Raw genomic sequence first — 20,096 nt, forward strand, 5'->3', positions numbered from 1 at the left:
AAGAAACGGTCAAGGCTGCCCATCTGACCCACGGGCTTGGGCGTCCATCGACGCTTGGCCCAAAGTCTTTGCGGCATCACCCTGACCGGCCTGGTTCATGATGCCATCGGCTTCAATCACGTCGGCCTGAGGAAGATACGAGGTCTTGTGTTGCAGCACTCCGTGTTCGCAGCGCCGCATCGCTCGCTCATGCGAACTTGCCTTGCCAGCAATGGCCACTGTTCAATGCGGTGTGCGCGCCGACCATGGCGCCGCGCTGGCTATCTCGGGGGCTCACAGCCCTTCGGCCAACTCACCTGACTCCGTCTCAAACTCGACAACCCGGTTTGGTTCATTGGAACGCTCTCAGCCTCCACCACTTCGGGCGGGCAGAGAAGGGGACAAGCGGCCCACGTTGTAGATGCCGTCGTAGGCGCCGCCGTCCTTGTTCACGAAACGAAGCGAGAAGCCTTCCGCGGCAGCCGGTTTGCTCGACGCGCCAAATTCAGAAACGCCGCACTCCGGTACGCAAATCCATGCCGCTCCCCCGGAGTAGCCGACGTCCAGGGTGGTCAAGGCGCTGGCCGGCAGGTAGCCCGCCATGAACCGCGCGCGTGGGTTCCAAGGCGCGCCGTCGGTCTTCTTGGCGTGGTAGTTGCCGACCAGTCCGACCACATAGTCGCTTGGGGTCTTGGTGATGCGATCAAACGCTTGGCTCATCAGCCGATCACGATCATTCGCGGCGTCGTCTTCGCCTGCCGCGACATCGATGGTGACGACATCGATCAGCGGCAGTTTGACGCTGCGCAGGTAACGCAGGCGCTCGATCAGGTTGACCATCGCCGCGGACGATCGACCGTCCGCCTTGTCGATGGCCCAGAACGCTCCTTTCAACATCGCCGCACGGTCGGCTGCGCTGCCGTTCGACAGAAGGTAGCTGCGGATGCGGTCTTGTTCCGTGCGAGGGATCTCCAGCGCCATCGTGAGGGTGTGGCCGCTGGTCAGGATGTGGCATGCCAGCGCCGCCACAAAGGCAGGGCTTTCGTTGGTGCCATGCAGCTCGCCCACCAGGGTGGACCGTTTCAGACTCGCGACGTTCAGCCCTTCGATCTCGGGGCACGCCACCTTGTCGCCTGCGGCGGTGGCTTGGGTCGGCAAAGACAGCGCACTCAACCCCGCCAGGGCAAGAGCCGGCCAAGGCAGACGGCGCAAGGCAGAACGCCACTGGCTCTTGCGGCCGGCAGCTGCGGGGTCGAAGGCACGATTCACGGGCGACGGTCCAGAAAGCACGGAGATTTCCAATGTGTGAGGGCAGGAGCAGCGGGCGCTGTCGCAGCGTTGGGGTGGCCGATGACGGGGCTCATCGGTGAGCCGGGTGTGAGTGAAGAATCGGGTCGCGGGTTCCGTGCTAACTTGCAAGTTACCGACAAACGAGGTCGGCACTTTGGTCGGGGTCGCGTGGGCCCTTGGGCTGCTTGGGCCGGCGCTTCAGCGCCGCCAGCGCCGCCAGCGACGCCAGCGACGCCAGGCGGCCAAAGACGGGGTTGTATGTACCGCATAGCGTCGAACACTGCACTGGTAGCTGGTTTTCCTGAGAGAGGTCAATGTGGACAGATTCATTGAAGTGGTGGGCGTTGGAAAGCTCGTTGAGCGCGTCGCCGAATACAGGGCTGATGTGACGCTCCAGGTTCGCGCTGCTCAGGTCGAAACAGCGATCAAGGAGGTCGCCGACCTTCGCAACGAGTGCATCCGCCGCTTGCGAGACGCCGGGCTCAACGAGCGCGAACTGCAAGAGGGCGGGGCAGAGGTCTGGCGACCCTGGTTCTGGAAGAAGAAACCTGGGCAGGAGGCGTCGCAGAAGTTGCTGGTCTCAAGCGACGACATGCAACGCCTCCTGGGTGCGCTGGGCTCGCTGGAACCTTTGTTCGAGAACCAGCGGTACTCCTTGTCCGTGTCCATGCGGCAGCCGCTTTTCGAAGCGGGCGATGGTGCAAGGAGAGAGGCGGAGCGGGACGCGATCACAGACGCTGAAGCGAAGGCGACGAACGTGGCCTTGGTCTCTGGCTTGACGATTGCCGGTGTCATCGAAATCGAAGAGCTCGATGTCAAGGTGTCCAGGTCGGGTGCCTATGGCGATCAAGATTGGGGAATTGCCTTTGCCGCCGGTGGGGGAGCGGCGGCAGAGAGCACGGAGCCACTTGAAGCGGCGACGCGCTCGTCGAGCATTCGGTTCCGCGTTCGCTTCGCTGCAGAGCCAGGTGCTTCTTCCCATCACTGATATCTGGCCGCGGCGAGGGACGATCGTTCAACAAGAGCCGCAGGGTCGGATCCTGCACAGAGAGAAGGAAAGGGCGGAAATGAAATCGACAGCAGTTCTATCACTGGCTGCGCTGGCAGCCCTGACGGTCTCTGGATGTGCAGGCGTCGCGCCCAGCAGTTTGCGACCGGTCACCGAAGCCAGAACGATCGAACTCCCGCAGGACGTGCGCTGGAAGTACGACTCTGGTTGGGGCTTTGGCCATTGGGAATACCTGCTGATGGCCGGCTCCTACAAGGCCGCTCACGAGGACGCTGGCGGCATCTACTACCTGGGCCCCAAGCCGTCGTGCCTGTTCCAGACGGTGATCGCCGACGCCCAGCCTCCGTCGGGCAGTTCACTCGAATGCGCCATCTTCGTCCCGCACAAGGCGACGGAGCAGCCGCTGGTCTTCACCATCAACAACGGGTTCTACCCGCAGACGGAGTTCAACGCAGACAAGACGCCCGTCACTCATCGGGTGGGCGGTGGCCAGCAGGGCGCAAACACTGGCGACGTTGCAGGCACCGCCGCCGCGATAGCAGCCACCACGGCGCCCAATGCCGGCCCGGTGGCCTCGGGCCTCGGCGCTGGGATCGGCGCGGGCATCGTGGCGGCCATGGCCGAGGCCGAGCGTGGTCGGCTCATTGAGTTCAACACACAGCCGCCGTCCGGTTGGCTGCAGAAGGCAGTGACCGCTCGCTGAGCGAGCCGCCGCGCCTTGGGCTGGGCGCGAGCGACGCCAAGCACAGGCCAGTCCGGCGCGCCGGCGAAGCCCCCGCCGCCCCCCCACGATTGAAGGCCCTCTCGGCGCGAATCCGTTGGTGAACGGTTGGTCCGTCGCGGGCGTGCCCTCCTAGAGTCGGCTCAGTGGCCATGCCGGCCCCAGGGAGACGCTCATGAAGAGTGCCATCGTGTTCACGCTGGGCGGAGCTGGCCCTGCGCAGTGACGGCCTTCTGTGGGGCACCGCTTCGATCTGGTCCACGCCGGATCACACATGCGGCAGCCACTTCGCCATGACGACGGATGGTTCCGTCGGTGTGCACCATGTCTTCAACGCCAACGAAGGCGAGATCGATGGCTACGAGCCACGCGGCGCGCTGCTGACGGCCTCCGACGGTGCGATCTACGGCACCACCATCCGTGGCGGCACCTTCGACGCCGGCGCGATCTTTCGCCTGCGGCGCGTGAGCGTTCCGCCGGGCCAGTGAAGCAGCAGCATCAGTTCACAGGAGTTACCCATGAAGAATTTCATCACGTTCACCTCGATGGCACTCGCCTGCGCCCTGGCCCAGGCGGCGGGCGGCACGCGTTGGGAGTTCGAGCACCTGTATTCCTTCAACCCCGCCACGGATGGCGCCACCCCGCTGGCCGGTTTGGTCGAAGCGGGCGGCGTCTTCTGGGGAACCACCAGCACCGGTGGCCCGGGGCGGGGCGCGCGAGGCAACGTCTTCAAGTTCGTGCCCGGCACCGCGCCAGTGGTGATGCACACCTTCCGCGGCGGCGATGGGGCGACGCCGCAGGGCGAGCTGCTGGCCGTCGGCCGCACCCTCTATGGCACCGTGCAAAGCGGCATGCTCGACAACCAGGGCGGGATCTACCGCATTTCCACCTTGGGCACCTTCAAGGTGATGCACAAGTTCCTCGAGGAAGAAGGCACGAACCCCACCGCGGGCCTGATGCGGCACTCGAACGGCAATTTCTACGGCACCGCGGTGGGCGGCGGCATCAACTACGGCGGCCTGGGCACGGTGTTCCAGATGACGCCCGCCGGCGTGGTCACCGTGCTGTTCTCCGATTTCGAGGGTTGGTATGCCGGCCCCAAGGGCCCGCTCGTGCAACACGTCGACGGGTCACTTTACGGCACCACCTCCACCCAAGGCCCGCATGGCGGTGGCTCCGTGTACAGGATCACCACCGCCGGCACCTACGAGCTCAAGCATTCGTTCAAGAACCCTGAGGACGGGGACCTGCTGGGGTGCCAGCCGCGCGCCGGTCTCGCACCCATCGCCGGCGGTAGCCTGGCTGGCGTGGCGCCGTCATGCGGTGACGATATCGGGGGCACGGTGTTCAAGGTTTCGGTCGGCGGTGTCCTCAGCCTTGCGCATGACATGGTCCTCGGCGTGGATGGCATCTACCCGGAGGGCAGGCTCGCGCTGAGGGAAGGCGTTCTCTGGGGCACGACGAGGTTCTGGGACGTCCAGGTCCTCTTTTACAAAGGCTGCGGCACTGTCTTCGCGATGTCGAAGACCAACAAGCTCGGCGTGCACCATGCCTTCGCCGAAGACGGGTCCGAAGGCTGCGAGCCGCGCGGTGCGCTGTTGAGCGCCAAGGACGGTGCGATCTACGGCACCACGAGCCGCGGCGGCACCTTCGACGCCGGCACGATCTTCCGCCTTCGCCGGGTGAGCATTCCACCCGGGCCGTAGGAGCGGACCCGGTTCAAAGATCTGTTCAGGAGCGGCGCGAAGGCATTGCCGAGAGGCTGCGCGTCGGTGGGGTGCTGTGCTGGTGGCAACCCTTGGGGAACGGGTCTTCCAGGGCGCATGGCGGCGTTGCCCACCTTGCCCAGGCACCAGCCTGGGCCATCAGACACTGCATTAGCAATAGTCCAAGGTAGGGAACCGGTCGTCGCCGCGGAGGCAGTTCCACAGCACGCAGGCCACGCCGAGATCACCCGTCCAGAGGCTGTGGCGGCCTTGGCCGTGCCCGGCGCGGGCTGATTCGACCTGCCCGGCTGCGTGCAGGGCCAGTTGGCGTGCGCGGTCGAGCCAGCGTGTATCGCCGAAGCGGCGCCACAGCTTGAGGCAGGCCATCGCGTTGCCGGCGGTGCCGTGGCACAGCGATGGGCCTTTGGCGAGCGGCCCGGCGTGCCAGATCAGCTCGCCGGCGCCGAGCAGCATTCGGTCCCATTCGGGGGTGCGCGGTGCGCCGGCCAGGCGGCAGACGATGCCGGGCGCGCCATGGCAGTCTTGCACCAGCGGTCGGCCGCCCTTGGCGATCCAGGCCGCCAGGCGATCGGCGTCGGTCACCACGTGCCAGTTGATCAGCTCCACCGGGCCGCCGGGCGCGTCGAGCAGGCGGTGCAGCGTGGTGGCCGAGAGCGTATCGAGGGCGCGCTGCTCGAAGGTGCGCACCGTGTCCGCGTTCAACAGGGCGGCGGCGCGCAGCGCGGGGTAAACGTTGCCCGCAAAGCCGTGGCCGGCGCCCAGGTAGCGGGTGGGCTTGCCGTACAGAGCCTGTTGCCAGTTCCAGGTGCCGGTTTCGGGGTCGACGATCATGTCGTCGAGCAAGGCCTGGACGGCCTGCTGCACCAGCTCGGCCCACCGAGGGCCGGCGTCCGCCTCGGCCATGTGGATGGCGGCGAGCACCGTGCCCGCGTTGCCCCACAGCGGCTCGTTGGCCGTGTTGTGCAGGTTGCCTTGCACCACCGCATAGAGGCGATCGGCGAATGCGGCCCGGCGCGTGGCCAGGAAGGCCAGCAGCAGCGCCCCGCTTTCGCCGAAGAGGTACGACGCGCTGCCGTGCTGCTCGCCCGCCACGTCGGCGGCCACGCGTTCCGGCAGACGCTCGATCCACGGGGTGTAGTCGCGCCGCAGCGCCACCGCCCCTTGCGATGCCAGGTGGCGCAGTGCCAGCAGCACGCCGGCAGCGCCCCAGTAAACGTTGTGCGAGCGGTGGCCCGGCCGCGGCGGTTCGTCCTGCGGGTGCAGCAGCCACGCGCCTTCGCGCTCATCGAACGCGGTCTCGGCGCTGGCGCAGATGCGGTCGATGGCCTGGTGCGCCGCGGCATCGGTCCAGGCCGGAGCGTCGAGCGGCTCGTGCCGGGTGGGGTCGAAGAGGTCTTGCATGGAGCGAGGCTACCTCAGCGGCCCGGCACGGAGTCGCTGGCCGGGGCCGCCGATCAAGCTCGGCCTTACCCGGTGCGCTCCTGCCCCCTGTCCACAGCCTATCGCGCAGGGTCGTCGTGCCGGCGCCGATCGTGCGGTGGACGGTTTCGACGGAATCTGGTGGGCACCGGCCTCGCGGGGGAGGCCGGCGATGTCGTCGGGGGTAGCGGTCGTGACGACCAAGCCCCAGCGTTGTGGGGCGCGATGAGCCGGCCGGAACGCGGTCGTTCCGCGCCGCCTTGCCGCCTCAGTTCGGCGGCAGCTGATCGCGATCGCCGGGCTGGGCCAGGGAGCCGTCCCTGCGGTAGCGAACCGGCGCGGCCTCGGCCTCCTTCAGGGCCCGCTGCTTGGTGTCCTCCCATTCGTCGGCCAGGCCGTTGTCTGCGCCTTGCAGGGGCGAATGGCAGACCCCGATCTTGGCGATGCGGGTGTTGCCCTTGGCAACCCAGTTGCCGTACATGCCGTCTTCGACCCATTCATTCCAGTGGCCGAAGCCCTCGTCCTTGGTCGTCACGAGTTCGACCTGCATCGCGTCCTTGCCCCGGCCGGTCCAGAAGTCGCCGATCATGAAGATCTGGTCACCCTCCTGGCGCCAGAGCCCGATCCAACGGTTGTAGGTGGTCGAATACCACAGCCCCGTCGTGTTGCTGCCCTGGACGGGCCCCTGGACGAAGCAGATGTTCTGCGTGGCCCATTGGGTGTGGTTGTTCGCGGTATCGTCGTAGAAGGTGATCGAGTACAAAGTCCCGCCGGCCGCGACCGGATCGACGGCGGGGAAGTGCTGCGGCGTTGCCTGCGCGACCCCGACAGCCCCGCCGGCCAAAGCCAGCCAGGTCAGGAGTTGCTTCACGGTCTTGGATTGAAGATCGGCTTTCATGCGCATGTCTCACTTGAAGGTTTTGAAGGCGCCATGGCAGGCGCGGTGTCCCCGAAGGAGTGACACGCCGAACCGGTTGGGGAAAGGTCCTCTGCGGCGACTGCCGTCACTCCGTGTCTTGAAAGACGGAGTGCAGGACGAAAAACCGGACACGGATCCCTAGAACTTGGCGCGAGGCAGCGCAAGTTCAACCTTCGGGTAGTCTCGGGGATTCAGATCGGAGACCACATGACCATCGAAACCGAAGACGATGTCGCAGCACTCAAGCGCATTGGCAAGATCGTTTCGTTCGTGCTGCAGGAGATGCTCGACGCCGCCGAGCCCGGCATGACCACGCGCGAGCTCGACGCGCTGGGTGAGCAGTTGCTTGCAAGACACGGTGCACGATCGGCGCCCAGGCTCACCTACGGTTTCCCCGGCGCGACTTGCATCAGCATCAACGAGGAAGCCGCACATGGCATTCCGGGTGACCGAGTGATCCGGGCTGGCGACGTCTTGAACGTCGACGTTTCTGCCGAGTTGGGAGGCTATTTCGCCGACACCGGCGGTACGAGAGTCGTGTCCCAGGCCACGCCACAGAAGACGCGCTTGTGCCATGCCACCCGCACGGCCCTCGAGCAAGCCATGAAGCAGGCGCGTGCTGGCTGGCCCATCAATGGCATTGGTGCCGCCATCGAGCGAACGGCGAAGACCTACGGCTTCAAGATCATCGAGAACCTTGGCAGCCACGGGGTTGGTCGCGCGCTTCACGAAGCACCCGAGCACATTCCCGGGTACTTCGATCCGACGGACGGGCGCATCTTGCAAGAGGGCATGGTGATCACCATCGAGCCGTTCCTCTCAACAAAGAGCCGGGTGGTGACCGAGGCGTCCGATGGATGGACCTTGGTCGGGGCGCCCGGCAACTTGTCCGCGCAGTACGAGCACACGATGATCATCACCAAGGGCGACCCCATGGTCGTCACCCGACATTGAGACGTCGCCGGCCGCCGGGTTGCAGTGGCCGGCCGGCCTGACGGCGATCAGTTGTGGGTATCGACCGGCCTGAGTTGCTCGTCCAGCGATCGTGTCTTGTCGGTCACGACGTCGCCGGTGTGCAAGGTCGATTTCTTTTCGATCAGCATCAGCAGGCACTCTTCTTCGGCGACGGGGTTGTGCCGGACGCCTTTGGGAACGACGTAGACGTCACCCTCGTTGAGGTCGACCGCACCGTCCTCGAGCTCGATGCGCAGCCGACCCTTGAGGATCAGGAACAGCTCGTCTTCGTGGTCGTGGGCATGCCACGCCAGCGAGCCGTGAACCTTGGCGACCTTGACGTAGTTGTCGTCGACCTCCGCGATCACGCGAGGCGACCAGAATTCGGTGAGCGATGCGGCGATCTGCCGCGGTGACGTCGCGGTGGACGTGGTCGTGGACATGAGCTTGCTGCCTCTTGAATTGATCGGATGCTGTTTCACTTATGCGGCGCCTGCCGCCGACGGGGCTACAGGGAAAGCGGGCTCTGCAGATGATCCGCGTACACCCTGTCCCGATGCGCCAGGAGCACCGGCGCCAGCGCCTCGCGAGTCGGTTGGTCCATCGTCTCGAACACCTCCCGCGTCACCGGATCCATCGCACACTGTTCGTGAGGCAACGGGTCGAACAGGGCCATGCAGGTGGCGCTGTAGATATCGACGGCGGTCAGTGAGTCGCCCAGGTAGTAGGGACTGCCCGCGGCGTGTTGCGCCGCCAGGCGCGCGGCCAGCATGTGCAGAAGTGCGCCCACTCGCGGGCCGTAGGCCGGTGCGTCTTCGGTGCGGTAGCCGTATTTCTTCGCCAGATAACCCGCCACCTTGGGCGGGAAGCCGCCGTGGCCGGTGAGGCCGGCGTGTACCAGCTGCAGCCGGCGTGTCCAGCCCAGACCACCTTCGCCGCAGATCTCGTGCGCCAGCCCCATGGTGAAGGCACGGTCGGCAGCGTCACGCGGAAGCAGCGCCGGCTCGGGGGCCAGGCGTTCGGCCAGCAGCAGGATCTGGTCCCACGCGTGGCGGGGCGGCTCGTCGTTGTGGATGAGCACCGGGCCGTCACGGCGGCCCCCGGTCCACTGCTTGAGGGTGTCGCTGGTGTAGTCCAGCCGCACCGCGGCCCAATCCAGGCCTTTGACATGGAGGATGCCCTTGGCCGCCTCGCCCCAGGGGCTGGGTACGCCGCCTACCACCACCATGCGCAGGCCGGGGCGCTGCACCGCGTCTTCGACGCTCACGTATGCGAAGCTCAATCGGGGTCTCCTTGCAGATCAGTTGACTCGTGGAGCTTAGCGCCACCCTCATGTGTCGCGTGCGGCGTCCACCCCGTTGCCCCCATGCCACGAACCCCGGCAACGGCTTGAAGCGGTCGGACCAAGCGTGCACGCGGGGGCAGGCCTACCAGGAATTGCGCAGCTCGCGCAGTTTGACGAACACGGTTTTGGGGTCGGGTTGGTCGGGCAGGTCCGGAAAACGCTCGCGCAGATGGGCGATGACGCTGGGGCTGGTCAGGCGCATGAAGGTGTTGAACTGTTTTTCTTCGCCCAGCGTCGTCACGCGGGCCTGAGCCGCATCGTGGCCGGCCACCTGGGGCAGCAGGGCGCGCGCGGCGGCGTTGTCGGGTTCGCGGTCAAGCGTGAACCTCAGGTTGTTCTCGATGTAGTCGTGGCCGGCGAAGACGCGGGTGTCGTCGGGCAGCTTGGCCAGTTGATCGGCGAAGCTGGTGTACAGGTCCTCGACGTTGCCGCCGTTGTGGCAGTTGCCGGCTCCCGCGTTGAACAGGGTGTCGCCAGAGAACAGGGCCGGTTGGTCAGTGTGGGCCCGCAGGCAGATGTGGCACAGGGTGTGGCCCGGCGTGTCCAGGCATTCGAGCTCGACGGTCTTGCCGACCTTGATCACATCGCCTGCCTTCACACCTCGATCGACGCCGCGGATGCGCGAGCCGGCGCGGTGATGGGCGATCACCTTGGCCCCGGTGGCGGCCACCACCGCGGCGTTGCCGCCCGCGTGGTCGGGGTGTTCGTGGGTGTTCAGGATCTGGGTGATCTGCCAGCCCCGCACGCGCGCCGCGTTGAGGCACTTCTCGTGGTCCAGCGGGTCGATGGCCAAGGCCTCGCCGCTCTCGGGGCAGGCGACGAGGTAGTTGTAGTTGCGGTAGGCGTTGCCTGTCCAGATGCGCTCGACGATCATCGCGGGCTTTCCAGGTCAAGGTGGCCGCATGGCGGCGGCCGGAACGGCCGACCCGGCCGGTTCCGCCCGGGCGGCAATGGGGCGTGCCGTGTCAGGCCTTCTTGCGGCCGCCACCCTTGGCATCGGGCGACGCCTTGGCGGGCTGGTCTGCGGCGTCGGCCGGCTTGGCTTGCGACGCCTGTTTTGCGGCAGGCTTCTGGCCGGTGGGGATCTGAGCGCCATACTTGGCCTGTGTCTTGCGCGCGAAGGTCATGATGTTTCCTGGGAACGTTGGAGCTCCAGCTTACCCCTTCGATGGGCTCCCAATCCATCGCGGGCCGCGCCACGTGACATCCGCCGGCGCTCCTCCCGGCGCTCCTTCGAATCCACCGCGTCGGCCCTGGAGACGGGGCGAGCCGCACGCCAGTGGACCGCCTGTCGAGCCGATTCGCCACGCTCAGCCAGCCAAGCCTTTCGTGTCAAGCACCAGACTGCCCGGCCGCCCCATGCGGCCCCGACTGACCGCGCTCGGAATCGGCTCGCTGCTGATGCTGCAGGCTTGCGTTCTCGTGCCGAGAACGACCGAGGTCTACGACGCGAACTGCCGGGTCATGTCGAAGGAGATGGATCTTGAACCGGTGCAGATAGCGGCCATCCGAGGCTGCAGCAACAGCGGTTGCACGGCCGCGCTTGCTGCCGCCGGGGCCACGGTGGCTGCCAGTGCCGTCATCTCCGGCAGCATCGTGATCGTGGGCAATGTCGTGTACTGGTTCGAGAAACAGGGGCGCTGCCTGCGCGAAGGTCAGCCACCCGGGCCGCCGTGACAACAAGGGCCGTTGACCACGATGCCGGCGGTACCGCGAGAGGCGCGGGAATTGCCACTCGACTGATCCAGGCGGTCATCACGTCGTCCGATCGGCGCGGCATGACCGCTCGAGCGGCGCATCTTCTGCATCGGGGCCACTTTCCTGCAACAATCTTTGCCTGCAATCCACCGATTTCGTGGAGCGTGCCATGACCACCTCGCCATCGACTGAAAAGCCCGCTGTGGCAAGGCTACAGGGCTCGGTCCTGTACATCGAGGATGAACCTGTCAGCTTTGCCGTCGTGGAGGCCTTGCTGTCCAGCCACCCTGACGTGCGCCTGATCCGGGCGCAGACGGGGGATGAAGGCGTCAGCCGCGCTCGCAGCGAGCGCCCCGACGCCATCTTGCTTGACATGCACTTGCCGGATATTTCCGGCATCGAGGTTGTTCGTAGGCTCAGCGAAGACATCGCGGCGGGTGCCTTTCGCGTCATTCTCCTGACCGCGGACAAGCTCAACATCGACGTCCTGAAGGCCATGAGCCTCGGCGCGTTCGAGTACCTGGTCAAGCCCGTGAATCATGAGGCGCTGGAGGCCTCGCTGGCCCGTGCGCTGGCGGCCAAAGCCCGCAAGAGGCTATGACCTGCCAGGGCGCACCTGGGGCCTAACCCGCTCGCTTGACGTGCTGCGGGGGGCGTCTGTGGTCAGCTGGACACGGGCACGCGCCGTGTCGCACAACGCGCGCGGTTGACCTCACATGCCATCGCGGTCCGAGTCTCCCGGCGTTGCGCGTTCGACGGCGTTGCTCACGCGCGTCCACGCGTCGCGGGTGGCGTGCTTGGCGCGTTCCCATTCGAGCGAAGAGGTGCCTCGCGCCGTCGTCCACTTGCGCGACAGTTCGGGTTCGATGTCGTCGTAGGTTCGGCTCGGGTAGGTGCTGAAAGCCTCCACGCCATAGGCATAGGCCGGGCCGAAATCGTCATAGGTGCCGTCGCCGATGTAAGGCCGGTCCTTGTAGTTTTCGCGCCAGTAGGCGTCTTCGGCAGTCGGGTCGACCATTTCGGCCACGCCCTTGCCGGCCAGGCCACCAAGGACCGCGCCCACGGCGGCTCCGAGCACCGAGCCGACGGGGCCGGCGACGGTCCCGGTCGCCGCACCAGCCGCTGCGCCACCGATGGCGGCGCCGAAGCCCGTTCCCACGGGGTGTGCGCCCGGTGCACCGGTGATCGGATCGCGGTTGTCCGAGGTCGGTTCAGTCTTTACTTTTCCCATGGCAAATCCTTTGTGCTGCGCAGAAGCGAACATCGCCACTGCTGGCCTCAACCGGCAAGCGACGTGCCACAGGAGTCACTCGGCGACCGGGATCGCCCGAAAGTCGTTCACGCTGGTCAACGTGGAGCCGGTGATGACGCTGTCGCCGAGCGTCTTGAAGAAGCCGTGACCGACGGGTAGCGGCGATCGGGGTCGATGTTGCCCGTGGGGGGGCGATGCCCGGGCTGCCGGCCAGCGCCGCGGCCAGGTCGCTCAGGATGTCGGCGTGCAGGTTGCTCGCGGCGATGGTGGCCAGGCTCGCAGGCTGGTTCACCATGCGCGACGTGGCGGCGTCGACCAGCGCCTTGTCCCAGGTGACGTCGGGGAACTCGTTCGACAACCTGCAGCGCGATCTCGTCCCACATCATCATCGCGCCCTAAAGCGTCGGCGGAAATCAGCATTCTGCTGATGCACAAGACGCGCGGTGCCCGGTACAACGATGCATCGGCGACCGCCACGGGTGGCGCTTCGTATGGTTCGGCACAGGCGCACAAGACATGAGCTGCGGCGAAAGAGTTCCGCCAATTCAGCGGGCGGCAGGGCATCCCTCCCGGGCAGACGGGGATGGGCATCATCGATCTCGCGAGCGCGATCGTGCAGCAGCGGACGGTGTGGCCGGTGGCAACGCGAGGTCGGTGCAGCTCAGCCCCAGGCTGCTCGCTCAACAGCAGCGCCTGCAGCGCTTGCAGGGCTCTGTGTCACCCAGGCTTCCGGAACTGAATCGCCCGCTTCAAACAGGCTCGGAGACTTCGAGCCGGCCGCCTTTGCAGGCTGCATGGGACTGGGACACGATCAAGGCGACCGTGGGCGCAGTTGCGCTGGGCGCCGCTGCTGCCTATTCCGTCCTTCGCGTCTTTGGCTACGACCCACTGGGGGCTGCGTATCGCCGGTTCAGGGGTCCATCCGGGGCAGAAGCGGGGCAAGCTCCGCAGGACGGACCGTCCGGGTCAGCAACGGGGCAAGCTCCGCTGGACCCCGCCGCGGTGGCCTATGGCAATCAGGAAATATGGCGTAGCGCCTCGGTCCATGCCCACGAACGTGCGCGCCAGATGCTTCACGAGGGCGCGGCGTTCGACCGCGTGATGTCAACCCTCGCCGGACTGCGTGGGCAAGCTGCCAGGGATCAACGTACCGAGCACGCCGACGAGTTCGGTGCGCCACGCCGAACGGCTGAAGAAAACCTCGCGCGCCAATTCGCCGATGAAGAGGACCGCGATGCCGCCCGGTCGGCCTACAGCGACGACGAACTGACAATCAGGTACGGAGCCCGAACAGGCATGGGGGAACGCTACAGGGGTGAGGGCATTCGAAGCCGCGAGGCTGCCGAAGGCCGCGCGGACGAAGCGGGAGAAGATTTCCGGGCAGAGCGTCAGCCGAGCCGTCTTCTCGATACACCCGGCGTTCCGACTCTGATGGGAGACGAGCAAGACATGCTGACCGGTCTTCGGACCATGGGGCACACCGACGATGGCCGGATTGCATTGACAGCGTCCGTCTTCACGACGCCAGCGGAGGCCGGCGAGTCGGGAGTGGAAGGGTTCTGGATTCACACGCCGGCGCAGAGCATCCCGCAGATCATGGTGCACGTTGCCCGCCTGCATGAGCAGATGCTGACTGCTCCGCCCGGAACCGCCGTGCTGGCCCGCATTGCCTGGTGGCTGTCGCATGCGATGGCCTATGAGCGCGGCAGCGCCAGCATCACTGAGTGGTATGTGGGCGCCGCACTGGCCCATATGGGCCACGACGCGCAGGCAATGCCACGTGGGCTCGACCTGGTTGCATTCCGCATGACCGAGGATGCTTTCGTCGCCTGGTTCATGCAACAGGTGGCGCCGGTGCCCGTGGCGCCACAGGCTTCGAACCAGACGGATTCACAGCCACTGGAACCCAGCACATCGAGCCTGATGGCGTTGGGCCGCCGGCACCCGGACGCATCGTCATCGAGCGCCAGCGGCTTGTGAGGTGTCGGGAAGTCCGAGAACTCGTCGTTGGCGCCCTTCGGATGCCCTGGGAACAATGGCCGCCTCCATTCACGCCTGGGAGATGGCATGCAACCCCTTCATGGCATTCGCATCAGCGCGGTGCTCGTCTTGCTCGCGACCGCGGCGGCCGCCATGGCCGGCGCGCTGGACTCGCGACCGAACGACGGCTCGGGCTACTGGCCTGACTTCTCGAACACGGGCTACGCCAACACGCCGGCCAATGCCGGGGGCCTGGACCTCGGGCCCTATCCCGGTCGGTTGAAGGACTACGCCGCCAACATGAGCGCGACCAGGCCCATCACGGCCAGGTACCCCGACAACAGTGTCATCTCGTACACCCGGTTCCTGGCCTCGAAGGTCATCATCTACGGAGACAACCTGACCTTCGTCGGCTGCCTGTTCGAGGGCAAGAGCCCGAACGACAACCTGGTGCAGATCTACGCGCCGAACAGCATCACGTTCCGGTATTCGACCTTCAAGCCGAACGCCTATGCCCGGCCGCCCGGCAACGACGGTACGGTGTCTTCGGCGCACGTGAAGCCGGGCACACCATTCAAGAAGTCATGGCAGTTGATGACCACGATGAAGGAAGCCGTGGCGCTGATGGATCACAACGACGTCTGGGGCAACGCGGGGCTCCTGATGGTCACGGGCTTCCCGGGGCGCCCGTCGGTGTGGACCAACAACTACATCCACGACGCGGCAGACACGTCGCACGACGTCTACCACCACGACGGCATCGGGCCGCAAAGCGAGGGCAACGGCGGGCCGATGGTCATCGACCACAACACGATCGCGTCGCTGGGCAACACCAATGCGCTCGCGCTGCAGGGCAGCGGCGTCTACGACCACATCGCGTTCACCAACAACTACATCTCGGGGTATGGCTACGCGCTCAGCTTCGGCGTGAAGAACAACGCGACGAACCTCGCGGTGACCGGCAACGTCTTCTCGGCGGAGCTGCACCAGCTGTGGGGGCCGCTGTACGGCAACCTGTGGGGCGGCACGCCGCGCGGCTCGCTGTGGCGCAACAACTTCTACCAGGTCCGCCAGGGCGACGACAACAAGTCGTATTCGCCGGCCGACCACGGGCGTTTCTGGTGGCCCACCGACAACAAGAGCCACGCGCAGGACTTCAGCGGTTGATGCAGCGCGGCGGGCGGAGCGAGTATCGCGCGGTGACCCGGCCGGACTATGGAGCCGGCGCGTCTGCCTGCCGCAGTTCGACGGAAATGCCGTAGAGCGCCAGCATCCCGATCACGTGTCCGATGGCGACGCCCGGCTCACCCGATTCGATTCTGGCGATGGTCTGGACATGAACACCCAGGCGAGCCGCCGCTGAGGCCTGGCCCTCGCCGGCCTTGGTGCGCGCCGCTTTCGCCGCCGCTCCCATGTCCTTGATGGATTGGAGGGCTGTGCCGTCAATCTCGGCAGAAATTCGCTTACCTTGGGCCATGGAGGGATTGTCACGGCAAGCCGATGCGCGGAGCGCGGCGGCGATGTGCGTCACCACCTCGTCGTGTGGTGTCAATGTCGCCTGACTGCCCAAGGAGCGCCTACGTTGGACATCACCGCCTTGGCCGCCGTACCTCCCGAGCTGCCCGACATTGGCGATCGGGTAGCGACAACGCAGATCGCTGACGCAGCGCGCACGCAACGCCTCTGTTGCCGGTTCACGAGCGCGGTGTTAGTCTCGCGCCTTCCGAAAATTTAGCCGCTGGTAATGCCAGTGCCCGCCCTGCGAGAAATCGCAAGAGAGATTCGATGAAGCAGTTCCCGACCTCGCAATACGACCTGACGATCCGCGCCGCTGCGGCGGATGCGTCGCGCCGTTATTGCGCCGAGCTGCCTTCCTAGAGCCCCCCACATCCGGAGGCTCGGCCTCCTGAGTTCCACGAGACCCGGTAGGCCGCAAGCCACCGGGTTTTTTGTTTTCTGCGTCCTCATCTGGAGACCTGGACATGAGCCTCGAACGAGACCTGCCTTGCACCGCACGCGCCGCCGGCGCGGTGCTGTGCGTCGCCTTCGTGGAGTGGTTCGTGTAGAGCTTCCAGGCCCTTGTGCGCCTGGAGGGTTCACCCTTCAGGCAAGAAAAGCCTGCCGGGTGGACCACACCCCGCAGGTTTTTTTTCGCCCGAGTTTTTGCATGAACAGCGGGCACACCGAGTCTGGCGCGCGCGCCGACAACCCGCCGACCGCTTCGCCTGGCCAGCGAAATCGGATCGGCTTTTTACCCTCACTGGAGAAACCAAATGATGAACAACAAGGTTCATGTGAACGTCGGAACCATCGGCCACGTCGATCACGGCAAGACGACGCTCACGGCGGCGCTGACCTGCGTGCAGGCCGCACGCATCGGTGGCCGTGCGCTGTCTTATGGCCAGATCGACAACGCGAAGGAAGAGCGCGAGCGCGGCATCACGATCAACACCTCGCACGTCGAGTACGAATCGGACCGCCGCCACTACGCGCACATCGACTGCCCGGGGCACGCCGACTACATCAAGAACATGATCACCGGCGCCTCGCAGATGGACGGCGCGATCCTGCTGGTGGACGGCACCGAAGGCGCCGCCCGCCAGACCATCGAGCACGTGCTGTTGGCGCGTCAGGTCAACGTCGGGCACATGGTGGTGTTCGTCAACAAGATGGACCTCGTCGCCGAGAGTGACCGGGCGGACATCGAGCAGCTGATCGAGATGGAAATCGGCACGCTGCTGGATTCGCACGGTTATCGCGATGTCTCGTTCGTGTTCGGCAGTGCGATGAAGGCACTGGCGGCCGCCGAGCGTGGCGAGCTCGATGGCCCGGACGTGCAATGCGTGATCGAACTCGTGAACGCGCTGGACTCGCGCATTCCTGATCCGGTGCGCGACTACGACGGCCCGTTCATGATGCCGGTCGAGGGCGTGCACACCATCGCGGGCCGCGGCACCGTGGTCAGCGGCCGTGTGGAGCGCGGCGTGATCCGCGTTGGTGACAGCGTGGAGATCGTCGGCCTCAGCACGGCCGAAGATGGCCAGGTGGTTGTCACCGGCGTGCAGTCGTTCCACAAGGACGTGGCCGAGGCGCGGGCCGGCATGAACATCGGCCTGCTGCTGCGCGGTGTCAAGCGTGATGACGTCGTGCGAGGCCAGGTCATCGTGAAGCCGGGCGCCGTGAAGCCATACCGGACCGGGCGTGCGCAGATCTTCGTGCTCAGCAAGGCCGAGGGCGGGCGTCACACCCCGTTCGGCTCCGGCTACCAGCCGCAGTTCTTCTTCGGGCCGACCGACGTGACGGGTGTCATTCAGGTCGACACCGAGACCGGACTGATCGAGCCGGGCGCGCAGGCGCAAATCAGCTTCGAGCTGAACAAGCCTGTGGCCATCGAGAACGGCATGCGGTTCGCGATGCGCGAAGGCGGCAAGACCATCGGCGCCGGCATCGTGACCGAGGTGCTCGGCTGAAGGGCTGATGAAGCCACTTGCCCCTGTCGTCTGCTTGTCGGGCGGCAGGGGCTTTTTTTTACAGTAGGGGGCAGCAGCGATCTGGCTGCTGCAGACTGCACTCCGCCATTCGCGTTCGCGAGGTGGCTGACTCCTATCCGCCGCCCATGCGGACATCGCGACCGCAGAGTCGCCCACCGGTGAACATACGTTCAACGTCATCAACGATCGACCATGGGCCGTCCCTAGGCGGATCTCAGGGTGCCGCAGACCACCGGTAGAACCCCGAGGCCTTCTCTTCTCTGACATAACCGGTTAGTGATCTGACGTACGCAGCGCGTACACGAAATACACCTCGTGGCCATTGGCCTCGCTCGGTGGCTCGGCCCGCAGCTGCAGCCGCAGTGCCAACTCTGGCACGGTGTCCGGGAAAGAAGAGTGCCTCGGCGTCAGGTTGACGATGGCGAGCTGACCGCGTGGCTGCGTGTCGAGGAGGCCGCGCTCAAGGCGCGAAGCGCACGTCGGATGAAGGCCCAATGCCAGCCCCAGGCCACCACGGCCACCGCGCCGGCGGCGGATCCGATTTCGTTGGGCACCAACGACACAAGTTGCGCAGCGCACCAGCCGATGCCTGAGCGCATGCCGAACGAGCGGAACCGGGCCAATGCAGCGTTTTGCGCGGCTTCGCGCTCCAGCGAACGCGCCACGTTGGCAACGATGAAGAAGTCCTCGATGAAGTTGTAGGGCAGCAGGAACATCCACCAGACACTGGCCGGTGACGCGATGCGAGACGCCGGTGCCACCAGCTGCAGGGTGCGGGACAGATCGCGCGCATACAGGGCCACCAGCAGCAGAAACACGGTCGCGGCCGCCACCGCCCCGGCCGTGCCGAACAGCTGGAGTTCGGCGAGCACGCCGCCGACGGGTTCGGCGGCGAAGAAGGGGTAGAGCAGTGCGGCGCCGACCAGCAAGCTCAGCGCGATCTTCAGGGCCAACATCAGAGCGGGCGACATGGCGCGATCAGGGTTCATCGAAGGCAAAAGGGTGGTGGGTGCGCTGCCAAACGGATTCGGCGTGGATGTGACATCTTCGCTCAACTCGCTCGGACCGCATGTCCGCAGTGCGCCCGCCTGGGCGCTTTTCGGCGATTGGATACAGGTCCAGCTCACGACAGCCGCCATGAATCCGAGCCAACGCTCCGGCCCATCGCGGACACCTGTCATTCGTCGATCGGCGCCGCGAATGGCCGCTGCACCTACGGCACCGGTCACTCGACCGTTGTGGCCGGCGGATGGCGAGCGAGCGTCTTCATCCGCGGGCGCTGGCCGTCGGCACTCGACCCGTTGCAGTCCTTCAACCGAAGCAGGAACGGTCGTTCCGCGCCAGCGGTATGAGGCGGAGACGGAGACAGTCAAGCCCGCGTGGTTGCTTTCCGGGCGGTGCGGCCTCAGTCCGCGACTGCTGCTGCCAACGCGGCGATGATGTGCTTCGAATTGGAGGTCGTGGCTTTCCTCTCATTGTTGGAAGCCGTGGTCAAAAGCAGGCCAAGCGTAGGCACAACCTCCGATCGGGATCCAGGCCACGCCGACGCGCGGAGGCACAATCGCGCTCCTGAAAGCAGAATTGCAGAGGGTGCAATGCTCGAGAACCTGCTCAAGTCGGCTGAAGAGTCCATTCGCGATCGATTGGACAGCCCGATCCTCATGAGCTTCGGAATCGCGTGGGCTGCCTGGAACTACAAGTTCCTGATGATCTTGGCCTCGGCGAACAGCGTCACCGTCACCCTCGAACTGGTCAAGCGGATTGCGTTTCCAGGCGAGTGGGACTGGACGTTGACTGGTTTCCTCTACCCAGCGCTTACGGCGGCAGCCTACATCTTCCTCTACCCCTACCCAGCACGGTTCGTCTACGGCCACTTGCGTAACCAGCAGAAGAAGCAGAACCAGGTGCGTCAGAAGATCGACGACGAGACCTTGCTTACGCAGGAGGAATCACGGAAGGTGTACGCCGAGGTTGAGCAGCAGCGGCGCCAGGCAGAGCAACAGCAGATTCAAGCGAACCAGGAGATTCAACGTCTGAGGCAGGCAAGCATCAGCCTTGAAGGCGAGTTGCGCAAAGCGAGATCTGCGACTGAACCGTCGCAGGAGGTGAAAGCCGAGGCCGATCGCAGGGTCGCGGAGATTCAGAGCAGGCTGACAGAAGCGCTTACGACCAGAGATCGCATGGCAGAACTCTACGGCCGGATAGCGGCGAAGGAGACCTCTATCAAGGTTTTGGTTGAGGAATACCTTGTTCCGGAACTGCTGAGCATCCTCTTGAAGCTGCACCAGTCGGGCCGGATGGTTAACGCGGAA

Annotated in this window: 21 protein-coding genes and 1 pseudogene; 11 read left to right on the top strand and 11 right to left on the bottom strand. The window is 65.7% G+C overall.

Annotated features, from left to right (window positions below; genetic code table 11):
• Positions 1 to 345 precede the first annotated feature (345 nt).
• A complete protein-coding gene (locus VFY73_RS25710) occupies positions 346 to 1,281 on the bottom strand; it encodes a hypothetical protein (protein WP_329724250.1) in 936 nt (311 codons plus the stop codon).
• A gap of 304 nt (positions 1,282 to 1,585) precedes the next feature.
• On the opposite strand from VFY73_RS25710, the gene VFY73_RS25715 reads away from it, so the two are divergent.
• The 4 genes from VFY73_RS25715 (at position 1,586) to VFY73_RS25730 (ending at position 4,705) form a co-directional block, all read left to right on the top strand.
• Positions 1,586 to 2,257 carry an SIMPL domain-containing protein gene (locus tag VFY73_RS25715; RefSeq protein WP_329724252.1) on the top strand — a complete coding sequence of 224 codons (672 nt, stop codon included), beginning with the start codon at positions 1,586 to 1,588 and terminating at the stop codon, positions 2,255 to 2,257.
• On the top strand, positions 2,238 to 2,981 hold the full coding sequence (locus VFY73_RS25720) for a hypothetical protein (RefSeq protein WP_329724254.1): 744 nt from the start codon (positions 2,238 to 2,240) through the stop codon (positions 2,979 to 2,981). The genes VFY73_RS25715 and VFY73_RS25720 overlap by 20 nt, the downstream gene beginning before the upstream one ends.
• A gap of 311 nt (positions 2,982 to 3,292) precedes the next feature.
• The gene (locus tag VFY73_RS25725; RefSeq protein WP_329724256.1) at positions 3,293 to 3,487 is read left to right on the top strand and encodes a choice-of-anchor tandem repeat GloVer-containing protein; all 195 of its coding nucleotides are present in this window, start codon (positions 3,293 to 3,295) and stop codon (positions 3,485 to 3,487) included.
• A gap of 30 nt (positions 3,488 to 3,517) precedes the next feature.
• The gene (locus VFY73_RS25730; protein WP_329724258.1) at positions 3,518 to 4,705 is read left to right on the top strand and encodes a choice-of-anchor tandem repeat GloVer-containing protein; all 1,188 of its coding nucleotides are present in this window, start codon (positions 3,518 to 3,520) and stop codon (positions 4,703 to 4,705) included.
• A 171-nt stretch (positions 4,706 to 4,876) separates the two neighbouring features.
• On the opposite strand, the gene VFY73_RS25735 is transcribed toward VFY73_RS25730, so the two are convergent.
• Both VFY73_RS25735 and VFY73_RS25740 read right to left on the bottom strand, forming a co-directional pair.
• On the bottom strand, positions 4,877 to 6,127 hold the full coding sequence (locus VFY73_RS25735; protein WP_329724259.1) for a LanC-like protein: 1,251 nt from the start codon (positions 6,125 to 6,127) through the stop codon (positions 4,877 to 4,879).
• A gap of 286 nt (positions 6,128 to 6,413) precedes the next feature.
• Positions 6,414 to 7,016 carry a hypothetical protein gene (locus VFY73_RS25740; protein WP_329724261.1) on the bottom strand — a complete coding sequence of 201 codons (603 nt, stop codon included), beginning with the start codon at positions 7,014 to 7,016 and terminating at the stop codon, positions 6,414 to 6,416.
• Positions 7,017 to 7,271: 255 nt separating this feature from the next.
• On the opposite strand from VFY73_RS25740, the gene map reads away from it, so the two are divergent.
• Positions 7,272 to 8,018 (top strand): type I methionyl aminopeptidase, encoded by a 747-nt coding sequence (gene map / locus VFY73_RS25745; protein ID WP_329724263.1) that lies wholly within the window; start codon positions 7,272 to 7,274, stop codon positions 8,016 to 8,018.
• Between the two features lie 47 nt (positions 8,019 to 8,065).
• Here map and VFY73_RS25750 read toward each other — a convergent pair whose 3' ends face one another.
• The 4 genes from VFY73_RS25750 to VFY73_RS25765 all read right to left on the bottom strand — a co-directional run bounded on the left by VFY73_RS25750 (position 8,066) and on the right by VFY73_RS25765 (position 10,490).
• A complete protein-coding gene (locus tag VFY73_RS25750; protein ID WP_329724265.1) occupies positions 8,066 to 8,461 on the bottom strand; it encodes a cupin domain-containing protein in 396 nt (131 codons plus the stop codon).
• 65 nt (positions 8,462 to 8,526) lie between these two features.
• Complete coding sequence (locus VFY73_RS25755) at positions 8,527 to 9,300, bottom strand: hypothetical protein (RefSeq protein ID WP_329724267.1); 774 nt, start codon at positions 9,298 to 9,300, stop codon at positions 8,527 to 8,529.
• Positions 9,301 to 9,445: 145 nt separating this feature from the next.
• Positions 9,446 to 10,237, bottom strand: coding sequence for a hydroxyacylglutathione hydrolase (locus VFY73_RS25760; protein WP_329724269.1), 792 nt, complete (start codon positions 10,235 to 10,237; stop codon positions 9,446 to 9,448).
• A 91-nt stretch (positions 10,238 to 10,328) separates the two neighbouring features.
• Positions 10,329 to 10,490, bottom strand: coding sequence for a hypothetical protein (locus tag VFY73_RS25765; protein ID WP_329724271.1), 162 nt, complete (start codon positions 10,488 to 10,490; stop codon positions 10,329 to 10,331).
• Between the two features lie 232 nt (positions 10,491 to 10,722).
• Here VFY73_RS25765 and VFY73_RS25770 point away from each other — a divergent pair, with 232 nt between their 5' ends.
• Positions 10,723 to 11,040, top strand: a complete 318-nt coding sequence (locus VFY73_RS25770) for a hypothetical protein (RefSeq protein ID WP_329724273.1) — start codon at positions 10,723 to 10,725, stop codon at positions 11,038 to 11,040.
• A 190-nt stretch (positions 11,041 to 11,230) separates the two neighbouring features.
• On the top strand, positions 11,231 to 11,662 hold the full coding sequence (locus VFY73_RS25775; RefSeq protein ID WP_329724275.1) for a response regulator: 432 nt from the start codon (positions 11,231 to 11,233) through the stop codon (positions 11,660 to 11,662).
• A 111-nt stretch (positions 11,663 to 11,773) separates the two neighbouring features.
• Here the strand turns inward: VFY73_RS25775 and VFY73_RS25780 are convergent, their stop codons facing one another.
• Both VFY73_RS25780 and VFY73_RS25785 read right to left on the bottom strand, forming a co-directional pair.
• The gene (locus tag VFY73_RS25780) at positions 11,774 to 12,292 is read right to left on the bottom strand and encodes a hypothetical protein (RefSeq protein WP_329724277.1); all 519 of its coding nucleotides are present in this window, start codon (positions 12,290 to 12,292) and stop codon (positions 11,774 to 11,776) included.
• Positions 12,293 to 12,459: 167 nt separating this feature from the next.
• Positions 12,460 to 12,705, bottom strand: a pseudogene (locus VFY73_RS25785) (isocitrate/isopropylmalate family dehydrogenase); the annotation flags it as partial.
• Positions 12,706 to 13,315: 610 nt separating this feature from the next.
• Here VFY73_RS25785 and VFY73_RS25790 point away from each other — a divergent pair.
• Positions 13,316 to 14,293 carry a hypothetical protein gene (locus VFY73_RS25790; protein ID WP_329724279.1) on the top strand — a complete coding sequence of 326 codons (978 nt, stop codon included), beginning with the start codon at positions 13,316 to 13,318 and terminating at the stop codon, positions 14,291 to 14,293.
• An 87-nt stretch (positions 14,294 to 14,380) separates the two neighbouring features.
• Positions 14,381 to 15,460, top strand: coding sequence for a hypothetical protein (locus VFY73_RS25795; protein ID WP_329724281.1), 1,080 nt, complete (start codon positions 14,381 to 14,383; stop codon positions 15,458 to 15,460).
• A 46-nt stretch (positions 15,461 to 15,506) separates the two neighbouring features.
• Here VFY73_RS25795 and VFY73_RS25800 read toward each other — a convergent pair whose 3' ends face one another.
• The gene (locus tag VFY73_RS25800) at positions 15,507 to 15,824 is read right to left on the bottom strand and encodes a helix-turn-helix transcriptional regulator (RefSeq protein WP_329724283.1); all 318 of its coding nucleotides are present in this window, start codon (positions 15,822 to 15,824) and stop codon (positions 15,507 to 15,509) included.
• A gap of 742 nt (positions 15,825 to 16,566) precedes the next feature.
• Here VFY73_RS25800 and tuf point away from each other — a divergent pair.
• Entirely contained in the window at positions 16,567 to 17,763 is a 1,197-nt protein-coding gene (gene tuf, locus VFY73_RS25805; protein ID WP_329724285.1) for an elongation factor Tu, read from the top strand.
• A 428-nt stretch (positions 17,764 to 18,191) separates the two neighbouring features.
• On the opposite strand, the gene VFY73_RS25810 is transcribed toward tuf, so the two are convergent.
• Entirely contained in the window at positions 18,192 to 18,773 is a 582-nt protein-coding gene (locus tag VFY73_RS25810; protein WP_329724287.1) for a hypothetical protein, read from the bottom strand.
• 606 nt (positions 18,774 to 19,379) lie between these two features.
• Between VFY73_RS25810 and VFY73_RS25815 the strand changes: the two genes are divergently transcribed.
• A partial coding sequence (locus VFY73_RS25815) for a hypothetical protein (protein ID WP_329724289.1) occupies positions 19,380 to 20,096 on the top strand: 717 nt, incomplete at its 3' end.

The sequence above is a fragment of the Ideonella sp. genome (assembly GCF_036277275.1).
Lineage (GTDB): Bacteria > Pseudomonadota > Gammaproteobacteria > Burkholderiales > Burkholderiaceae_C > Ideonella.